This is a genomic window from Oribacterium sinus (genome assembly GCF_014202695.1).
GTDB classification, from domain to species: domain Bacteria; phylum Bacillota; class Clostridia; order Lachnospirales; family Lachnospiraceae; genus Oribacterium; species Oribacterium sinus.
In genome coordinates this window covers 134,666-148,748 of record NZ_JACHHH010000005.1, presented here as the reverse complement: position 1 = coordinate 148,748, position 14,083 = coordinate 134,666, and the positions used below count along the sequence as shown (strand labels likewise).

At 43.4% G+C, this 14,083-nt stretch carries 16 protein-coding genes and 2 tRNA genes; 10 read left to right on the top strand and 8 right to left on the bottom strand.

Going from position 1 to position 14,083, the window contains the following annotated elements:
* Positions 1-38: 38 nt before the first annotated feature.
* From HNQ46_RS06185 to HNQ46_RS06150, 8 genes are all read right to left on the bottom strand, one after another.
* Positions 39-932 carry a hypothetical protein gene (locus HNQ46_RS06185; protein ID WP_183683864.1) on the bottom strand — a complete coding sequence of 298 codons (894 nt, stop codon included), beginning with the start codon at positions 930-932 and terminating at the stop codon, positions 39-41.
* Between the two features lie 106 nt (positions 933-1,038).
* A complete protein-coding gene (locus HNQ46_RS06180) occupies positions 1,039-3,069 on the bottom strand; it encodes a DUF5702 domain-containing protein (RefSeq protein ID WP_183683862.1) in 2,031 nt (676 codons plus the stop codon).
* A 42-nt stretch (positions 3,070-3,111) separates the two neighbouring features.
* Positions 3,112-3,351, bottom strand: coding sequence for a Flp1 family type IVb pilin (locus HNQ46_RS06175; protein ID WP_183683861.1), 240 nt, complete (start codon positions 3,349-3,351; stop codon positions 3,112-3,114).
* A gap of 90 nt (positions 3,352-3,441) precedes the next feature.
* Positions 3,442-4,863 (bottom strand): hypothetical protein, encoded by a 1,422-nt coding sequence (locus HNQ46_RS06170; RefSeq protein WP_183683859.1) that lies wholly within the window; start codon positions 4,861-4,863, stop codon positions 3,442-3,444.
* Positions 4,864-4,906: 43 nt separating this feature from the next.
* Positions 4,907-5,455, bottom strand: a complete 549-nt coding sequence (locus HNQ46_RS06165) for a type II secretion system F family protein (protein WP_243155864.1) — start codon at positions 5,453-5,455, stop codon at positions 4,907-4,909.
* A 178-nt stretch (positions 5,456-5,633) separates the two neighbouring features.
* Positions 5,634-6,803 (bottom strand): CpaF family protein, encoded by a 1,170-nt coding sequence (locus HNQ46_RS06160; protein ID WP_183683857.1) that lies wholly within the window; start codon positions 6,801-6,803, stop codon positions 5,634-5,636.
* 119 nt (positions 6,804-6,922) lie between these two features.
* On the bottom strand, positions 6,923-7,936 hold the full coding sequence (locus HNQ46_RS06155; protein WP_007157690.1) for a P-loop NTPase family protein: 1,014 nt from the start codon (positions 7,934-7,936) through the stop codon (positions 6,923-6,925).
* Positions 7,937-7,967: 31 nt separating this feature from the next.
* On the bottom strand, positions 7,968-8,384 hold the full coding sequence (locus HNQ46_RS06150; RefSeq protein WP_183683855.1) for a prepilin peptidase: 417 nt from the start codon (positions 8,382-8,384) through the stop codon (positions 7,968-7,970).
* 383 nt (positions 8,385-8,767) lie between these two features.
* Between HNQ46_RS06150 and HNQ46_RS06145 the strand changes: the two genes are divergently transcribed.
* The 10 genes from HNQ46_RS06145 to rplW all read left to right on the top strand — a co-directional run bounded on the left by HNQ46_RS06145 (position 8,768) and on the right by rplW (position 14,064).
* Complete coding sequence (locus tag HNQ46_RS06145; RefSeq protein WP_243155863.1) at positions 8,768-9,253, top strand: N-acetyltransferase; 486 nt, start codon at positions 8,768-8,770, stop codon at positions 9,251-9,253.
* 198 nt (positions 9,254-9,451) lie between these two features.
* Positions 9,452-9,537, top strand: a tRNA-Leu gene (locus tag HNQ46_RS06140).
* A gap of 49 nt (positions 9,538-9,586) precedes the next feature.
* Positions 9,587-9,674: transfer RNA gene (locus HNQ46_RS06135), tRNA-Ser, on the top strand.
* Between the two features lie 74 nt (positions 9,675-9,748).
* On the top strand, positions 9,749-10,096 hold the full coding sequence (locus HNQ46_RS06130; RefSeq protein WP_183683851.1) for a DUF421 domain-containing protein: 348 nt from the start codon (positions 9,749-9,751) through the stop codon (positions 10,094-10,096).
* A gap of 219 nt (positions 10,097-10,315) precedes the next feature.
* Positions 10,316-10,600 carry a GNAT family N-acetyltransferase gene (locus HNQ46_RS06125; protein ID WP_183683849.1) on the top strand — a complete coding sequence of 95 codons (285 nt, stop codon included), beginning with the start codon at positions 10,316-10,318 and terminating at the stop codon, positions 10,598-10,600.
* Positions 10,590-11,708, top strand: a complete 1,119-nt coding sequence (locus HNQ46_RS06120; RefSeq protein ID WP_183683847.1) for an FAD:protein FMN transferase — start codon at positions 10,590-10,592, stop codon at positions 11,706-11,708. Before HNQ46_RS06125 ends, HNQ46_RS06120 begins: the two co-directional genes overlap by 11 nt.
* 417 nt (positions 11,709-12,125) lie before the next feature.
* Entirely contained in the window at positions 12,126-12,443 is a 318-nt protein-coding gene (rpsJ, locus tag HNQ46_RS06115; protein ID WP_007157682.1) for a 30S ribosomal protein S10, read from the top strand.
* A gap of 45 nt (positions 12,444-12,488) precedes the next feature.
* Positions 12,489-13,118: a 50S ribosomal protein L3 gene (gene rplC / locus HNQ46_RS06110; RefSeq protein WP_183683845.1), complete on the top strand. Its 630-nt coding sequence runs from the start codon at positions 12,489-12,491 to the stop codon at positions 13,116-13,118.
* 26 nt (positions 13,119-13,144) lie between these two features.
* Positions 13,145-13,765: a 50S ribosomal protein L4 gene (gene rplD / locus HNQ46_RS06105; RefSeq protein ID WP_007157679.1), complete on the top strand. Its 621-nt coding sequence runs from the start codon at positions 13,145-13,147 to the stop codon at positions 13,763-13,765.
* Positions 13,765-14,064, top strand: a complete 300-nt coding sequence (gene rplW, locus HNQ46_RS06100; RefSeq protein WP_007157678.1) for a 50S ribosomal protein L23 — start codon at positions 13,765-13,767, stop codon at positions 14,062-14,064. The genes rplD and rplW overlap by 1 nt, the downstream gene beginning before the upstream one ends.
* Positions 14,065-14,083: the final 19 nt, after the last annotated feature.

Below are 14,083 nucleotides of genomic sequence, written 5' to 3'. Positions count from 1 at the left end.
CTCCTGTTTCTGTACAAGTTTTTCGATTTATTTAAGTCTTATTTACCGCATCTGGGACAGGGATGTCTGCCCTCCTCTAAAGCCTGCTTGAGCGGAATCTTATGGACACTGGAACGCATGGCCGGGCAGTCGGTGCTGCTGTGATATCGCCTTCCGGCTTCGGTGTAGTACACTACAGGACTGTTTGGATCCGGGTGGCAGGCTTTGCAGGGACAGAATTTTCCACCGTATTTTGCATTTGTACCGTCGATTTTTCTGGCGCTGCAGCTTAGAAAGTCATTGGAAATGTAAGTGCAATCCGAAGACAGATGATAGACCTTGGAAGGCCCGTCTATCACGTAAACCATTTCCTCCTCATTCTCTTCTTCTGCATTTTCTTCTTTTTCCCAACGGGCACCCTTGGCACCAACCCAGGCTCTTCTATGGGCAACGATTTCCTGTCTCATGTTCTTCTTTTGTAGAAGTCCGAAGGGTATGGGTTCGTCGTACTGTAAGTTCAGATAAATATCTTCTTCGGTAATATGAGAGCGAAAGCTTTGAATGTTTTCCATTCCCTCCGTGGGAATAGTATTCGGGAGAAGGATGTCTTCCAGTGCGGTTTCCGAAATTTCCAGAATCTGATCGATGTGCTCGATATCCGCGATATCTGTTTTTTTCAATCCATAGTGTTCCAGATATTTGGCCATACAAAGGATTCTGGCGTTCTTCTCCATTTCTCGGCTGATGCGGATTTCCCGGTTCAAGATAAAAAGGGGAGTCATCAGAATGATGATGGCAAAAAGAAAAAGGCTTAAGGAAAAGGCTGCTTCTATCGTCAGGGAGGCAAGCAGATTCTTTTGAAAGTAAGAGGAGAATAAAGCCTCCGCTTTGTCCACTTTTTTTCTACACAGTCTTGGTTTTCGAAAGGAAAGAAAATTGCTTTGGCCTCTCATAAATACTCCTCTTGCTATTTTTTATAGGAAAACGGCTCCATAGCTCTTTTGGAACCATAGCTTGTTTAGAACCATTGCCGCTTTCATGATATTCGGTATTGGAATCTTAGTGGCTGAGATTTTTGTATTTATAGTCGGAATGAAGGGTGAATTGGTAGTGCTCTTCCGGGCGAAGCCCCAGACTTTCCAAAAATCCTTTATGGTAGAGGCTGTGCTTAGACTTAATTCCGGCGTCTGTGGAAAGAAAATATAGGCAATGCTCTAATTGAAATTGGCTTTCCTTTTCTGATACGGTGCTTTGGATATTCTTCTCCATGCAATACAGCATTCTGTCATTGACTTTGCTTTGGGACAAACAGCCGGAGGCAAAGAGAAAGGCTCTGCAATAATCTTGATAGGATAGTCCGTGCTTTCCCTGATTTTCGTCGCCACCTTCTTCATTTATGTTGAAAGTAAGCAGGTGAGATAGTGAGAGCCGCCAGCTTTCTTCACTATGCATAAGCGGAACCCGTTTATCATCCAAAAGCTGTCTGACATCGATTAGGGATTGGGCAAAGGCCCAAATACCGATGACGAAGAGGGTAAAGACCTCTATCACAATGGGGTTTAAAGTAACGGCGAGAAAGGCTGTAACAAAGGCTTTGGCTTCTTCCCGCATCTCCGGACTTTTCATTATATAGATAAAGTTCATAGCTTCTCGGAAAGCTAGAAGAGACAGGACCTGTGCCGAAAGGTTTGCATAGTCGCTCTTTTTCTGGTGGATAAGATATTCCACCTCCATGCCGTTTGCTCCGCTATATGGAATGGATTTATCGTCATCCTTTTTATGATAGGAATGGAAGTACCGTAAAGAGTATTCTCCCAAAAGCCCCACCTGTAAGGGATTGGCCTTGGAGTTTGTAGAAAATCCGGGAGGTACGGCGTATTTTTCATCATCACTTGGACAGGGTACTCCCTCGGGAAGGAGATATTCCAAGAGCTTTTTCTTACCCAGATTTCTAAGGTTTTCCAAGGCTTTTCTATTTTGCTTGTTGATTTTTGTGACCTGTCCGTTGTAGGCCGGAAGGGAAAAGCTGTTCCATTCTGCTTCTGCGGAATGATAAAAGTCTTGAATTTCTTGGGATAAGTCTTCTTCATCATCGTCCTCCTCGTCTTCATTTTCCCTTCTTGCTTCTCGTTCTTCCTCCAACCATTCCTCAAAATCTTTTACTTCTTGCTTCACCGTTTCTGCCTGTGCTTTTAAGCTGTCACACTTTGGCGGAAGAGCTTCAATGTTTTGCCTTATGCTGCCCTCCGCATCCAAATATTGGTCGTAGCTGCTTAATTCAGCCTCTATAGCGGCAATGCCGTCTTCTTCCAAATTTGGCTTTTCTTCTTCAAAGTGTTGCCGCAACTGGGCTACTTTTTCCCGAAGGGAATCGGCAGTGGATTGGTACCTTGGCACAGTTTGCTGAATTCTTTCCAGTCCGGCAGTAAAGCCGGCACAGGAAGAATAAAAAGCTCCCGGATTGTGGGCAGAAAGTGCTTTTGCGCCGTTCTTATGCTGTGTTGCACAAGCTTTGCACTCCATATCGATGGTCTCAATCAGTCCTTCCAAGGCTTCAATATCTCGATGGCTTAGGGAATATTTTTTTTGTAATTCTTCTATGCTTTTGGATTCTTTTTCTTTCTTTTGAAAATCCTTCAGAGTAGCAAGGGCTTCCGTGTCTTCTTTCTTCTCTCCTAAAAATTCTATGGCATCCTTTGCCAGAAGTGCCGGCATGTATTCCAGCACTTCTTCTTCAAAATAATGGTCTTCGCAAAGGATTCCCCGATTGGGAAAGAGAAAGTCTTCCTTCTCCACCTTGCATGGAAAGAGATCCTTGGCTTCTGTATAAAGGGAGGTGAAGCCCTCCAGTTCTTCTTGCAGCAGCTTATCATCTCGATATTCCAGGGCATATATACGGTAGTTTTCCCAAAGCGGCCTATGAAATTCTGAAAAAAGGGACTCCATGGCACTGTTTAAGGCGGTTTGCATATAGAGCTTTTGGGAGATTGTTCTGGCGGATTCCGCAATGGTAAGCACCAGTGCAGCTACCAGAACAAAGATTAGGGAAAGAAATACCGTAATCGATGCGGAGAATTGTTTTTTCGCCATAAACTCTTCCTTTCCAAAAAGGGGAAGTATCAAGAAAGCACTTTAAATACCCTTACTTTGATCTTCGATTTTTTTCATAATCTCTTCCAGCACTTTAACAATTTTTGCCTTGAAGATAATAACTAAACCGATTAAGACCACCATAATGAGAACCAACTCAATGGTGCCGATGGCCTCATCACCATTCAGCAAATCCCTTCGTTTTTTCCTGCATTGTTCTATTCTGGAAAAAAGCCAGGCGTCCATTGCATAATGGGCATCTTCTAATGCGTATTTGTACATCGTAACCTCCTTTTGTGTGCGGCATGATTGCCGAGTGAATGTATGGGCAAAGAGAATGCTTGCTGTTTTCCAAGAACTCTCTTCGTCTTTTTAGTGTAGGGATTGCATGGCCGGATACAGAATCATCAGCATAATGACAAAGAGTTGTAATATTAAAGGAAGCAGAAGCTTGGTTCCGGCTTCTTCTCCCAGACGCTTTGCCATATGTTTTCGTACGGAAAAAGCTTCTTCCATTTCCATATGGAGCTGACGGGAAAGATCCTTGCTGCCATTTTTCCTGTTTTGTTCTATGAGACTGATGAGCTTGCCATAGGGCTTTAAAGCAATTCTTTTCGAAAAATTCAAATAGGCCTCTCCCTCCCCCACATTGCTTGCCAGCTGGTTTAAGAGGGTATTTAACTCCTCATATAAGGGGTGGGATTCCTGATGACAATTTTTCACCAGATAGTTGTAGTGCTTGGCTATTTCCGAAAAGCTGTTCCGTATGGCCAGGCCTGCTCCAAGATAAACTACTAACTTGGAAACCAATTCTGCATAATCCAGGGTAAGGGAGGACAGTCTGGTTTTTTGACGGGTTTTCTGTTGCTCTAAAGCTTGCAGAGGGAGAAGAAAGCAGGCAAAAAGACCTAGAAGCGGAATCAATAGATAGCGAAAATTCTTTTTTTCGGAAAAATGAATATGATGCCCCATAATTTCTTTGGGCAAAAGCAGTTTATCCGTGGAACGGGTATGTTCATTGCTGTACTGTAATGTATTTTGAAGGGCCATTTCCAGGGCTTCGGTTTCACTTAGCTTTAAGGGCAAAATACGAAGGGCATAGGAGTAGGTGGGTGAGTTGTAGGTGATTTCATTATTTTCGTTAAAGAAACTGCTGATTTCATCCCCTTCCACTTCCTCTTCAGGATGAATATTGGCGCTGAGAACTACTTCCAATGTTCCTGTAAGAATCTGGTCTTTTTCCAGATATTCATGATGGATTTGTCCTGAGTCTTCTAAAATATCTCTATACTTTGTGTAGCTTTTATCGCTATCTTGAAGGGGAGTTTCCTTCTGATTGGTCCATAAGCTTTCCGGACGAAAACTCCAGGTAGCTTTGATGTTTTCCGGATTAAAGATTTTTTTGAGCTGTATATTTCCGGAGATGCCGTCAAAGCTGTCTTCCTCGCTTAGAATTAAGCTTTCCATTTTGCCTTGCAGCTTCGCAAAAGCTTTATCCGCTTCTTCCTTGCTATAGAGCCTTGGAGATACCGTGACATAAATTTCTTCCTTTTTCTTTCCTGAAATTCCCGTAACATTGAGGGGGATTTTTTTCTCTACTCCTCCTATAGGCTCTCTTTGGATTTGATTTCCGGGGAGGAGGAATTGCTGCTCTGTTCCCTGCATGAAGAGGAGTGCAGCAAGAAGAAGGGAGACAATCAGAATAAGGATTTGCTTTTTCAGTAGTTCTGTTTTAGAGCCCGGAATACGAAACCATATTTTTTTGAGTTCTTGCTTTATAGTGTAGGGGTTCATAGATAGTCCTTTTTTGGTGACAATAGATTCCATCTGATAAGCCTTATACGGGGATGGCAATAATCTTTTGGGAGAGGTAAATGGCCAGAAGGTATATACAGAGACAGAAGCTCATTACCACTCTTCCCATAATACTGGAATAAAGAATCCGGAAAAATTCGGGAGAGCTGGCATTTAGATAAAAAATCATAAAGAAGGGTACACCGTTCATTATCTTTTGCTCGAATCGTCTGGAAGCATTGAGGGTGATAATTTCTTCGGTAATGGTCAGTTTATCTCGAATAATCGTACTGCTTTGCTGAATAATCTGAATCAGATCTCCTCCGGAGCGCTTTGCCACCAGGAAGATTTCCGAGAAATTATGGATATCATCAACACCGGAACGAAGAGCAAATTGGGAAAGAGCTTCTTCCAAAGGGCAATTCATGGAAAGGGAGCGTTTGATTTGCTTCAGCTCCTCTACCATATAGCACTTCTTCCCCAAAAGATTTTCCAGATCCGGGATGCAGGCGAATAGGGCATTTTCCAAAGAATATCCGGCACTCAGATAGGCACTGAGGATGGAAAGCATTTCTTTAAATTGGGAAACCAATACCTCCTGTCGCTTTTTTCTTAATTTATTTCTTTGGAGAAAAGGATAGAAAAAACTGAAGGGAAGCAGAAGCAAAAAGAAGAGAATATGCTGATAAAAGGCATAGGAGAAAAGGAGAAGGAGCAATAGGAACTTGACCCATAGGAAGAGGTATTCCGGAAGATAAATGATGTACTCTCTATAATCGACTACGGAGTTTGTCTTCGTTATGGAGATCCGACAGCTTTTCAAGAATTTTGCCATTGTATTGATATAATTTTTTGAGTTTAACTTCTCCATTTTCAATCCCCATTACTTCTGATATTTCCAAAACCCGCCGTTTGTGATCCTTGGTTCTCCCAAGATGAACCATAATTTCAATGGCGGAGGCAATCATGTTTCTAATGGATGGGAGAGGAAGATCCGCACCCTGCAACACCATGGTTTCCATTCGCTTTAACATATCCGTAGAGGAATTGGCGTGACCGGTGGAAATGCTGCCGTCGTGACCGGTGTTCATGGCGTTTAACATATCCAGACATTCCTTTCCTCTAACCTCTCCAACAATAATACGGTTCGGGCTCATTCTGAGGGAGGCTTTAATTAAATCGGAGATACTGACGGCGCCTTCTCCCTCCGCATTGGCGTTTCTGGTTTCTAAAGAAACCAGGTTTTCCACGGATTGAATCTGTAGCTCCGCGCTATCTTCGATGGTAATAATTCGCTCCTCCTTAGGGATGTACTGAGAAAGTGCGTTTAAGAAAGTGGTCTTTCCACTGTTGGTACCGCCGGAAATGAAAATGTTATAAGAGGAACGAACCAGAGACTGCAGAAAATGACTTGCTTCCTCCGTGAGACTTTCCAGTTGAATTAACTTTTTCATGGTGATAGGCTCCGGAAATTTTCGTATTGTGACCGTAGGTCCCTTTAGTGCAATGGGGGGAAGCACCACATGAACACGGGAGCCATCTTCTAAGCGGGCATCTACAATGGGACTTTTGGTATTTACCGCACGATTGATTCGGGAAACAATCTGTTGAATCAAATCCGCAAGCTGTTCTTCACTTTGAAAGGAGCCCTGCCAGCGCTCCATTCGCCCCTTTCTTTCCACAAAGATCTCTTTTGGACCGTTTATCATGATTTCACTGACCGTACCGTCATCCAATAGTTCGGAAAGTAGATCCAGCCTTCGAAAGCTGTCAAAAACCGCGCTTCTTAAGTAGAGTTTTTCCCGCAAAGCCAGATCCTTTCGGCTTAAAAGGGCGGAGTCGATTTCCTGATACAAATGGCTGTCACTGACTTGTTTTTCTTCCAAATCCAGCAAAAGCTCTTTTTTGATTTCTTGTTTTACCTGATCCAGGGCCAGCACTTTAAGCTCCTTTCCGATTCATATTTCGATTCGCATATCGATTCTTGTATCGCTTCTTGTATCTATTCTCATTTCTATTTTTGTTTCTATTTCTATCTCTATCGCTATCTTCCAAATGCTTATAAAGCCATTTTTCGGTATTGCTCCGCTTCTACCTGCTCCTCTTCATAGACCTGTCGTAATAAAAGCTCCCGGCAGTATTGTTCCAAGGCGGGGAAGGAGGCGCTTTCTTCTGTCAGAGTGGGGAGATTGCATTGAATGAATTTTTCCGCTACGCCTTCTCCTGCATTTTTCTCCAAGTATTGTTGAAGAACGGAAAGCTTAGTCTTGCTTTTTCGGTCTTCCAAAACCGGAAGAAAGACTTTTCTGGCTAAAGTGAAACATTCCAGATAACGACTCATACTGCTGTCGGTATCTACAACCAAAGCATCAGCCCCCGCTTCTTCCGCAATTTTTTCCAAGAAAAGAGAAAGGTCTCTTTGAGAGACACTGCTGATATCCTCCGGACTTCGAACCGGATGGATGGTGACATAGTTATCTTTGGCATAGGAAAGGGCTCGCAAAATCATCGGAGTCAGATGATTTTCCTTAAAGTGATACAGGGCTTCCGTTAAACATTCCTTCTCCTTTTCCTGATCCTTTGGAGAAAAAGCGGACTCTTCCAGACTGAGATAGAGCGTCTTTCTATTCTTCCCCAGTTCCTTAGCCAAGGCTTTGGAAAATGTGGTTTTTCCCAAACGACCCAGGGGGCTGTAAACCAGAAATACATCCGCACGATGCTGGCCTCCTTCCGCTAAAAGCTCCAACTCTCCGTACTGCACCAGAATTTCCCGCATAATTTGGTCTCCGGACTGGTATTTATAGATACAATTCTCCTTCCGTTGCTTTGTAAGCAGATTTTCTTCGGAAAGATAAAGGGTTTTGTGGGACTTGGGAGAAAAATGGAGGTTTTTCGCATTTTTTTCGGAGAGAAGCAGAAGATCCACTTCCTTTTTCTTGGAGAAGCTTTCCAGGCTTTCTTTGTTAAGAATCGGATAGATTTGGAAGGGGAGCTTGGTGTTTTGCCGAAGGTAAAGGCTAAGGCGCTTGCAATACAGGGCATCTTCATCGTAGATGGCAAGAATTTTTTCCATGACGAATATCCTTTCTGTGGGAATTAAGAATTTATCCTTTCATCAGCATAATCGGGGTGTAGCCGAGAAAGAGAGAAAAAGCATAGGGAATGTCTTCTGTGCGACAAATGAAAAATAAAAGGAAAGAGAAAAGGGATGCCAGGAGGAGAAGGGGAAGACTTTCTTCCAAGGGTAAAAGGGGGATAAGAAGGGAGCATAGTTTCCAGTCTGCTCCTCCGGCGGCGGTGAAATAAAAGAGGGGATAGCTTACGAAAAGACTTAGAATCCAGTAGATAAGGGTAATAAGGGATTTTTTCAGATCTGCGGCTTCAAAGGGGAAAGCAAGAAGGAAGAAAAAGAATGAGGGAAAAAGTATAAAATAGACTTTGGGGATTTTCCGTTCTTGTAAATCTTTGATGGCTGCATAGAGTAGAAAAAGATAAAGAAAATGATGTTTGAGATAAGGCATATCCACCTCCTGAAAAGGATTATAGCGGTAGCCTTAGGAATCTCCTATACTCCACATTCGGATAATATCCACTTACGGATAATATCCGAATGTGGAGTATATAGGGGAAAGTGTAAGGATATCAGCTTATCCGCTACCCTGGGAATAGAAAAAGTCATAATGAGAGAAAAAAAGACAGTCTTTGTGGAAAACAAATAAGTTTTGATGGATAATTTAGTGATTATTTTGCGCTGAAAACAGCTATCATATAAGTTTAGAGATAAAGTCCAAGGGGGGGCTTTTTAACGAGGATTTCAACAGGAATTTATAAAAGAAGCTTTTCAAAGATACTTTTCAACGATACTTTCCAAAGAAGCTTTAAAGAGATTAGGAGGATGACCGTTATGCTACAGATTCGAAAAGCAAATCCGGAAGATTTACGGCAGATTATGCCTTTATACGAAAAGGCCAGAGAATTTATGGAGAAAAACGGGAATCCTACGCAGTGGGGAAAGAATAATCCTCCGGAGGATTTGATTCGAAAGGATATCGAAGAGGGCTATCTCTATGTAGGAGAGGCGGAGGAGATTGCGCTGGTCTTTCATTTTCATGTGGGAGAAGAGCCCAATTATAAAGAAATCTATGAAGGAGCTTGGCATAGGAATGAAGCCTATGGTGTCATTCATCGGGTGGTATCCTCCGGAAAAATTCCCGGTCTTGCCCAGTTATGCTTTCAGTTTTGTAAGGAACAGCATCCCTACCTTAGGATTGATACCCATGAGAATAATCAGGTCATGCAAAGGGCCATTCAGCGTTTCGGATTTCAATATTGTGGAGAGGTTATCGTAGGAGATGGAACCAAGCGTTTAGCCTACGACTATTTTACGTAAAGATTTCAAATTTTCTAAAAGGAATTCTAAAGGAATTCCCGCGGGTAAATCCCGTTGTGGAACCTAGTTTGAGAATTAACTCTTCAAATCTTCAAAACTTTTTTGAATTTTTACTGCCCCCGTATTGACAAGCAGAGGAACATTCTGTATTATCGTACTGTTGCAAAACAATGCGACGTTTTCAGGGAAACTTGAAACGCCGGCGTGGCGGAATAGGTAGACGCACAGGACTTAAAATCCTGCGGGACAAAAATCCCATACCGGTTCGACCCCGGTCGCCGGCATTGTGAAGGAATGGCGAGACTGTCTCGCCGTTTTTTTTACAAAAAATCAGGAGATATACCCAAGTGGTTGAAGGGTCCGCACTCGAAATGCGGTAGGTCGGGAAACCGGCGCGAGAGTTCAAATCTCTCTATCTCCGGGATAGGCCGGGAAAGGAAAGCGCGTAGAGAGCATTTTTCTTTCCCGGCTTTTTAAACGTTAGGAGGCAAGAGGATGCAGGAATTCATTTTAGTAGCGGAAAAGTTATTTATCGGCTTTTTTGCTTTGATTTTTGTCATTAACATCTCAGGAAAAGGCAATCTGGCACCCAGTACAGCCTCCGATGCGGTACAAAACTATGTATTGGGCGGTATTATCGGCGGTGTAATTTATAACGACAACATCAAGATTTGGGAATATCTGGCGGTGTTGGCGATTTGGTGCGGTCTGGTTCTGCTTCTTCGCTACGTGAAGATGCACAATGTAAAAATGAAGCAGGTTCTGGACGGTATTGCCCTTCCCGTAGTGAATGTAACAAAGGAGAGCTTAAGTTATTTCCGTATAAATCATAGAGAATGCTAAAAAAAGAAAAAAGCTTCTTTTCCATAATGCAGACTGGTTTAGTCTGGGGGGAGAACAGTTCAGTTCTGTCGGAGGAAAGTGAAGCTTTTTTTTGTGAAGAAAAAATGTTATAGTAAACTAACTTTGTTACAGAAGACATCTTTACTTTTTCTTGTTGAAAAATGGATTTAAAGGCTAAACCGAAGAGCGGTTTTGCTGTTTTTTAGAAAGGAGCAGTTTATGGAATGGAAAATAGAGAAGCATCAGATTCGCTATGAAGAGGCCGGAAAAGTACTGGCGGAAATAACTTTTCCTTATTATATAGAAGAGGAAAAGGTCTATGAGTTTGACCATACCTTTGTGGACCCCTCTCTCCGAGGACAGGGGATTGCAGGAACCTTGGTGGAAAAAGCTATTGCAGAGGTTAAGGGACAGGGCGGAAAAATTCTTCCCACCTGCCCCTATGTAAAGACATGGTTCGCCCGTCACAAAGAGGAAGAGGGGATTTTGTATCGTGAGCACTAAAAAGACATTTCCTCATGCTTCTTTTTCTTTTTTACGCTTTCGAAAGTCCTGTCTTGCCCTTGGCGCTTGCCTTGTCCTCAGTGTCTGCCTTCTTCTTAGCGGCTGCGGAAAGAAGAATCGCTACCAGGACCAGTTTATGGATGTCTTTGATACGGTTTCTCTGGTCATCGGCTACGAGGGTAATGAAGGTGATTTTCAGAAAAACTTTAAGGCAGTGCATAAGCGCCTGCAGGAGCTCCATCAGCTTTTTGATGTGTATGACGATTATCCCGGAGTGCAGAACTTAAAGTATGTAAATGAAAATGCCGGCACTGCTCCGGTAAAGGTGGATCCGGAGATAATGGCCTTACTGAAGTTCGGAAAGGAAATATATGAAAAGACCGATGGAGAGGTAAATATTGCCTACGGGGCAGTGCTGCGAATCTGGCACGATTACCGGGAGGCAGGCATTGCCAATCCGGAAAATGCAAGTCTTCCGGAGGAAACTGCTCTTTTGGAGGCGTCCAAACATTGTAATATTGAGGATTTAATTTTGGATGAAGAAAACTCCACCGTGTATTTTCAAGATCCTGAGCTTAGGCTGGATGTAGGCGGTATTGCCAAGGGCTGGTCCGTGGAAAGGGCCGCAGAGCTTCTGGAAGAAGCCGGTGCTAAGCATTATTTACTGAATATTGGCGGAAACCTGAGGGCTATCGGAAAAAGGGGAGACGGAAAACGCTGGGTTTGCCCCGTGGAAAATCCCTTTTACGTGGATGGACAGGATGAAGAACAGTTTGCGGTGGCGGGAGAAATTGAAGACACTTCTTTGGTCACCAGTGGAGACTATGAGCGTTTTTATGTGGTAAACGGAAAGCGATATGCCCATATCGTGGACCCGAGAACAGGGATGCCGGCTGACCGCCACCGTTCCGTAAGCATTTTGACCAAGGATTCCGGCCTTGCGGACGGGCTTTCTACGGCTCTTTTTATTCTGGATGTGAAAGAGGGAAAAGCGCTTCTGAAGAAGATTCAGGATGGCGGAGCGGATGTGGAAGCGATGTGGATTGAGCCGGATGGAACACAAGAGTATACGGAGAATTTTTTGAGGAAAATATCGGCTGACAAGTGAAAGAAGTCTTTACAAGACTTCTTTTTTCTATTATACTTATGCGACACGCACGGCAGCGTGGAATTGAATCCGAAAACAAGGATTCGAGACGATAAGAGGTTTTTCTCATGTTTTTGATTTTGTGCAAAAAAAGCGGGATAAATCTTGCTTTCTGCCCGGGGATATGGTATTTTAGTACGGCTGTGGCATGATAGCGTTGAAGGAAAAGATTACTATAGAAATGAAAGCAGTAATGTATAAGTTTCTACAGAGAGCTTTCTGGAGCGAATGTCAAGTTTTGAAACTGACGGCAGGTCACTGTACTACAATCTAAGCACCAAGCAGCGGGTGCGGCGTGTGTATTTTTAAAAGATACGCGCGGAAACGTGTACAGTCACCAACTTATCGTCAATAACCCGATAGGAGGCGACTTTTTTTATGGCAAGTCAAGTAATGAGAATCACCCTCAAGGCTTACGAGCACGGCCTTGTGGACGAATCCGCCGCAAAAATCGTAGAGAACTGCAAGAAGACAGGTTCTCAGGTTTCCGGCCCAGTACCTCTTCCTACCAAGAAGGAAGTTGTAACAATTCTTCGTGCAGTGCACAAGTACAAGGATTCTCGCGAGCAGTTTGAGCAGAGAACCCACAAGAGATTGATTGATGTCATCAATCCTAACCAGAAGACCATGGACAGCTTACAGAGATTGGAGATGCCCGCAGGTGTTTTCGTAGACATCAAGATGAAAAACAAATAATTCTAGTATGAACCGATTACGGTTCCGCTGTAGAAAGGAGAACAGATGAAGAAAGCTATTTTGGCAACAAAAGTAGGAATGACACAGATTTGGGATGAAAATGGTGTGTTGATTCCAGTAACTGTACTGCAGGCCGGTCCTTGCGTGGTTACCCAGGTAAAGACCCTTGAGAACGACGGTTACAAGGCAGTTCAGGTGGGATTTTTAGAGAAGAGAGAGAAGCTGGTGAACAAGCCTCTTAAGGGACAGTTCGACAAGGCCGGCGTTTCTTACAAGAGATTCTTAAGAGAATTCCGTTTTGAGAATGCAGAAGAGTATAAGGTTAAAGATGAGATTAAGGCAGATATCTTCGCCGAGGGAGATAAGGTAGACGTAAGTGCTACTTCCAAGGGTAAGGGATTTGCATCTGCTATTAAGAAATATGGACAGCACAGAGGACCAATGACCCACGGTTCTAAGTTCCATCGTCATCAGGGATCTAACGGTACATCTGCAACACCATCCAGAGTACTTCCCGGTAAGGGAATGCCCTCTCACATGGGTGCGGTAAAGGTTACTACTCAGAACCTTACTGTAGTGAAGGTTGATGCAGAACAGGGATTAATCCTGGTAAAGGGTGCGGTTCCGGGACCAAAGAAGGCTCTTGTAACCATCAAAGAAGCTGTTAAGTCCTAAGACGAGAAGGAAGGAGGAACATACTAATGGCTAACGTATCTGTATTTAATATGCAGGGTAAGGAAGTTGGCAAGATGGATCTGAATGATGCGATTTTCGCAGCACCGGTTCACGAGCACTTATTACACCTCGCAGTAGTTGCACAGCTTGCTAACAAGCGTCAGGGAACACAGAAAGCCCTTACTCGTGCAGAGGTTTCCGGAGGCGGAAGAAAGCCTTGGAGACAAAAGGGAACAGGTCATGCAAGACAAGGTTCCATTCGTGCCCCGCAGTGGAAGGGCGGCGGAGTAGTATTTGCCCCGACTCCAAGAGATTACACCACCGGCATGAACAAGAAGGAAAAGAGAGCAGCGTTAAAGTCTGCACTGTCTAACGCAGTGGCAGAGAACAAGCTTATTGTATTGGATGAGATTCGTTTCGACGAAATCAAGACCAAGAACTTCCAGAGCATGTTAGACGCTTTCAAGGTAAACAAGGCTTTCGTTCTTCTGGATCAGAATGATCAGAATACTGTGCTTTCTGCAAGAAATATTCAGAATGTAAAGACAGCTCAGGTTAACGAGTTAAACGTTTACGATGTTTTGAAGTACGGCACTGTATTAGCTACAAAGGCGGCTCTTTTAAAACTTGAGGAGGTATACGCATAATGGCTAACTTACAATATTTCGATGTGATTCTTCGCCCTGTTGTGACTGAGAAGTCCATGGCAGACATGAGCGAGAAAAAGTACACCTTCCTGGTAAATCCTGAAGCGAACAAGATTCAGATCAGAGAAGCTGTAGAGAAGATGTTCGAAGGAACAAAGGTAAAGGCTGTTAACACCATGAACCTTGACGGAAAGAAGAAAAGAAGAGGAATGGTATTCGGAAAGACAGCTAAGACTAAGAAGGCAATCGTTACATTGACTGCTGAGTCTAAAGAAATCGAGATTTTCAGCGCACTGTAAATTGCTAAGAACTGCGTGA

What these genes read in the sequence shown, in the direction of transcription:
- HNQ46_RS06175 (WP_183683861.1), bottom strand. Translation starts at nt 3,351, where the DNA reads ATGTACAAATACGCATTAGAAGATGCCCATTATGCAATGGACGCCTGG.
- HNQ46_RS06150 (WP_183683855.1), bottom strand. Translation starts at nt 8,384, where the DNA reads ATGCCTTATCTCAAACATCATTTTCTTTATCTTTTTCTACTCTATGCA.
- HNQ46_RS06185 (WP_183683864.1), bottom strand. Translation starts at nt 932, where the DNA reads ATGAGAGGCCAAAGCAATTTTCTTTCCTTTCGAAAACCAAGACTGTGT.
- HNQ46_RS06155 (WP_007157690.1), bottom strand. Translation starts at nt 7,936, where the DNA reads ATGGAAAAAATTCTTGCCATCTACGATGAAGATGCCCTGTATTGCAAG.
- rplC (WP_183683845.1), top strand. Translation starts at nt 12,489, where the DNA reads ATGAAGAAAGCTATTTTGGCAACAAAAGTAGGAATGACACAGATTTGG.
- HNQ46_RS06125 (WP_183683849.1), top strand. Translation starts at nt 10,316, where the DNA reads ATGGAATGGAAAATAGAGAAGCATCAGATTCGCTATGAAGAGGCCGGA.
- HNQ46_RS06180 (WP_183683862.1), bottom strand. Translation starts at nt 3,069, where the DNA reads ATGGCGAAAAAACAATTCTCCGCATCGATTACGGTATTTCTTTCCCTA.
- HNQ46_RS06130 (WP_183683851.1), top strand. Translation starts at nt 9,749, where the DNA reads ATGCAGGAATTCATTTTAGTAGCGGAAAAGTTATTTATCGGCTTTTTT.
- rplD (WP_007157679.1), top strand. Translation starts at nt 13,145, where the DNA reads ATGGCTAACGTATCTGTATTTAATATGCAGGGTAAGGAAGTTGGCAAG.
- HNQ46_RS06170 (WP_183683859.1), bottom strand. Translation starts at nt 4,863, where the DNA reads ATGAACCCCTACACTATAAAGCAAGAACTCAAAAAAATATGGTTTCGT.
- rpsJ (WP_007157682.1), top strand. Translation starts at nt 12,126, where the DNA reads ATGGCAAGTCAAGTAATGAGAATCACCCTCAAGGCTTACGAGCACGGC.
- HNQ46_RS06145 (WP_243155863.1), top strand. Translation starts at nt 8,768, where the DNA reads ATGCTACAGATTCGAAAAGCAAATCCGGAAGATTTACGGCAGATTATG.
- rplW (WP_007157678.1), top strand. Translation starts at nt 13,765, where the DNA reads ATGGCTAACTTACAATATTTCGATGTGATTCTTCGCCCTGTTGTGACT.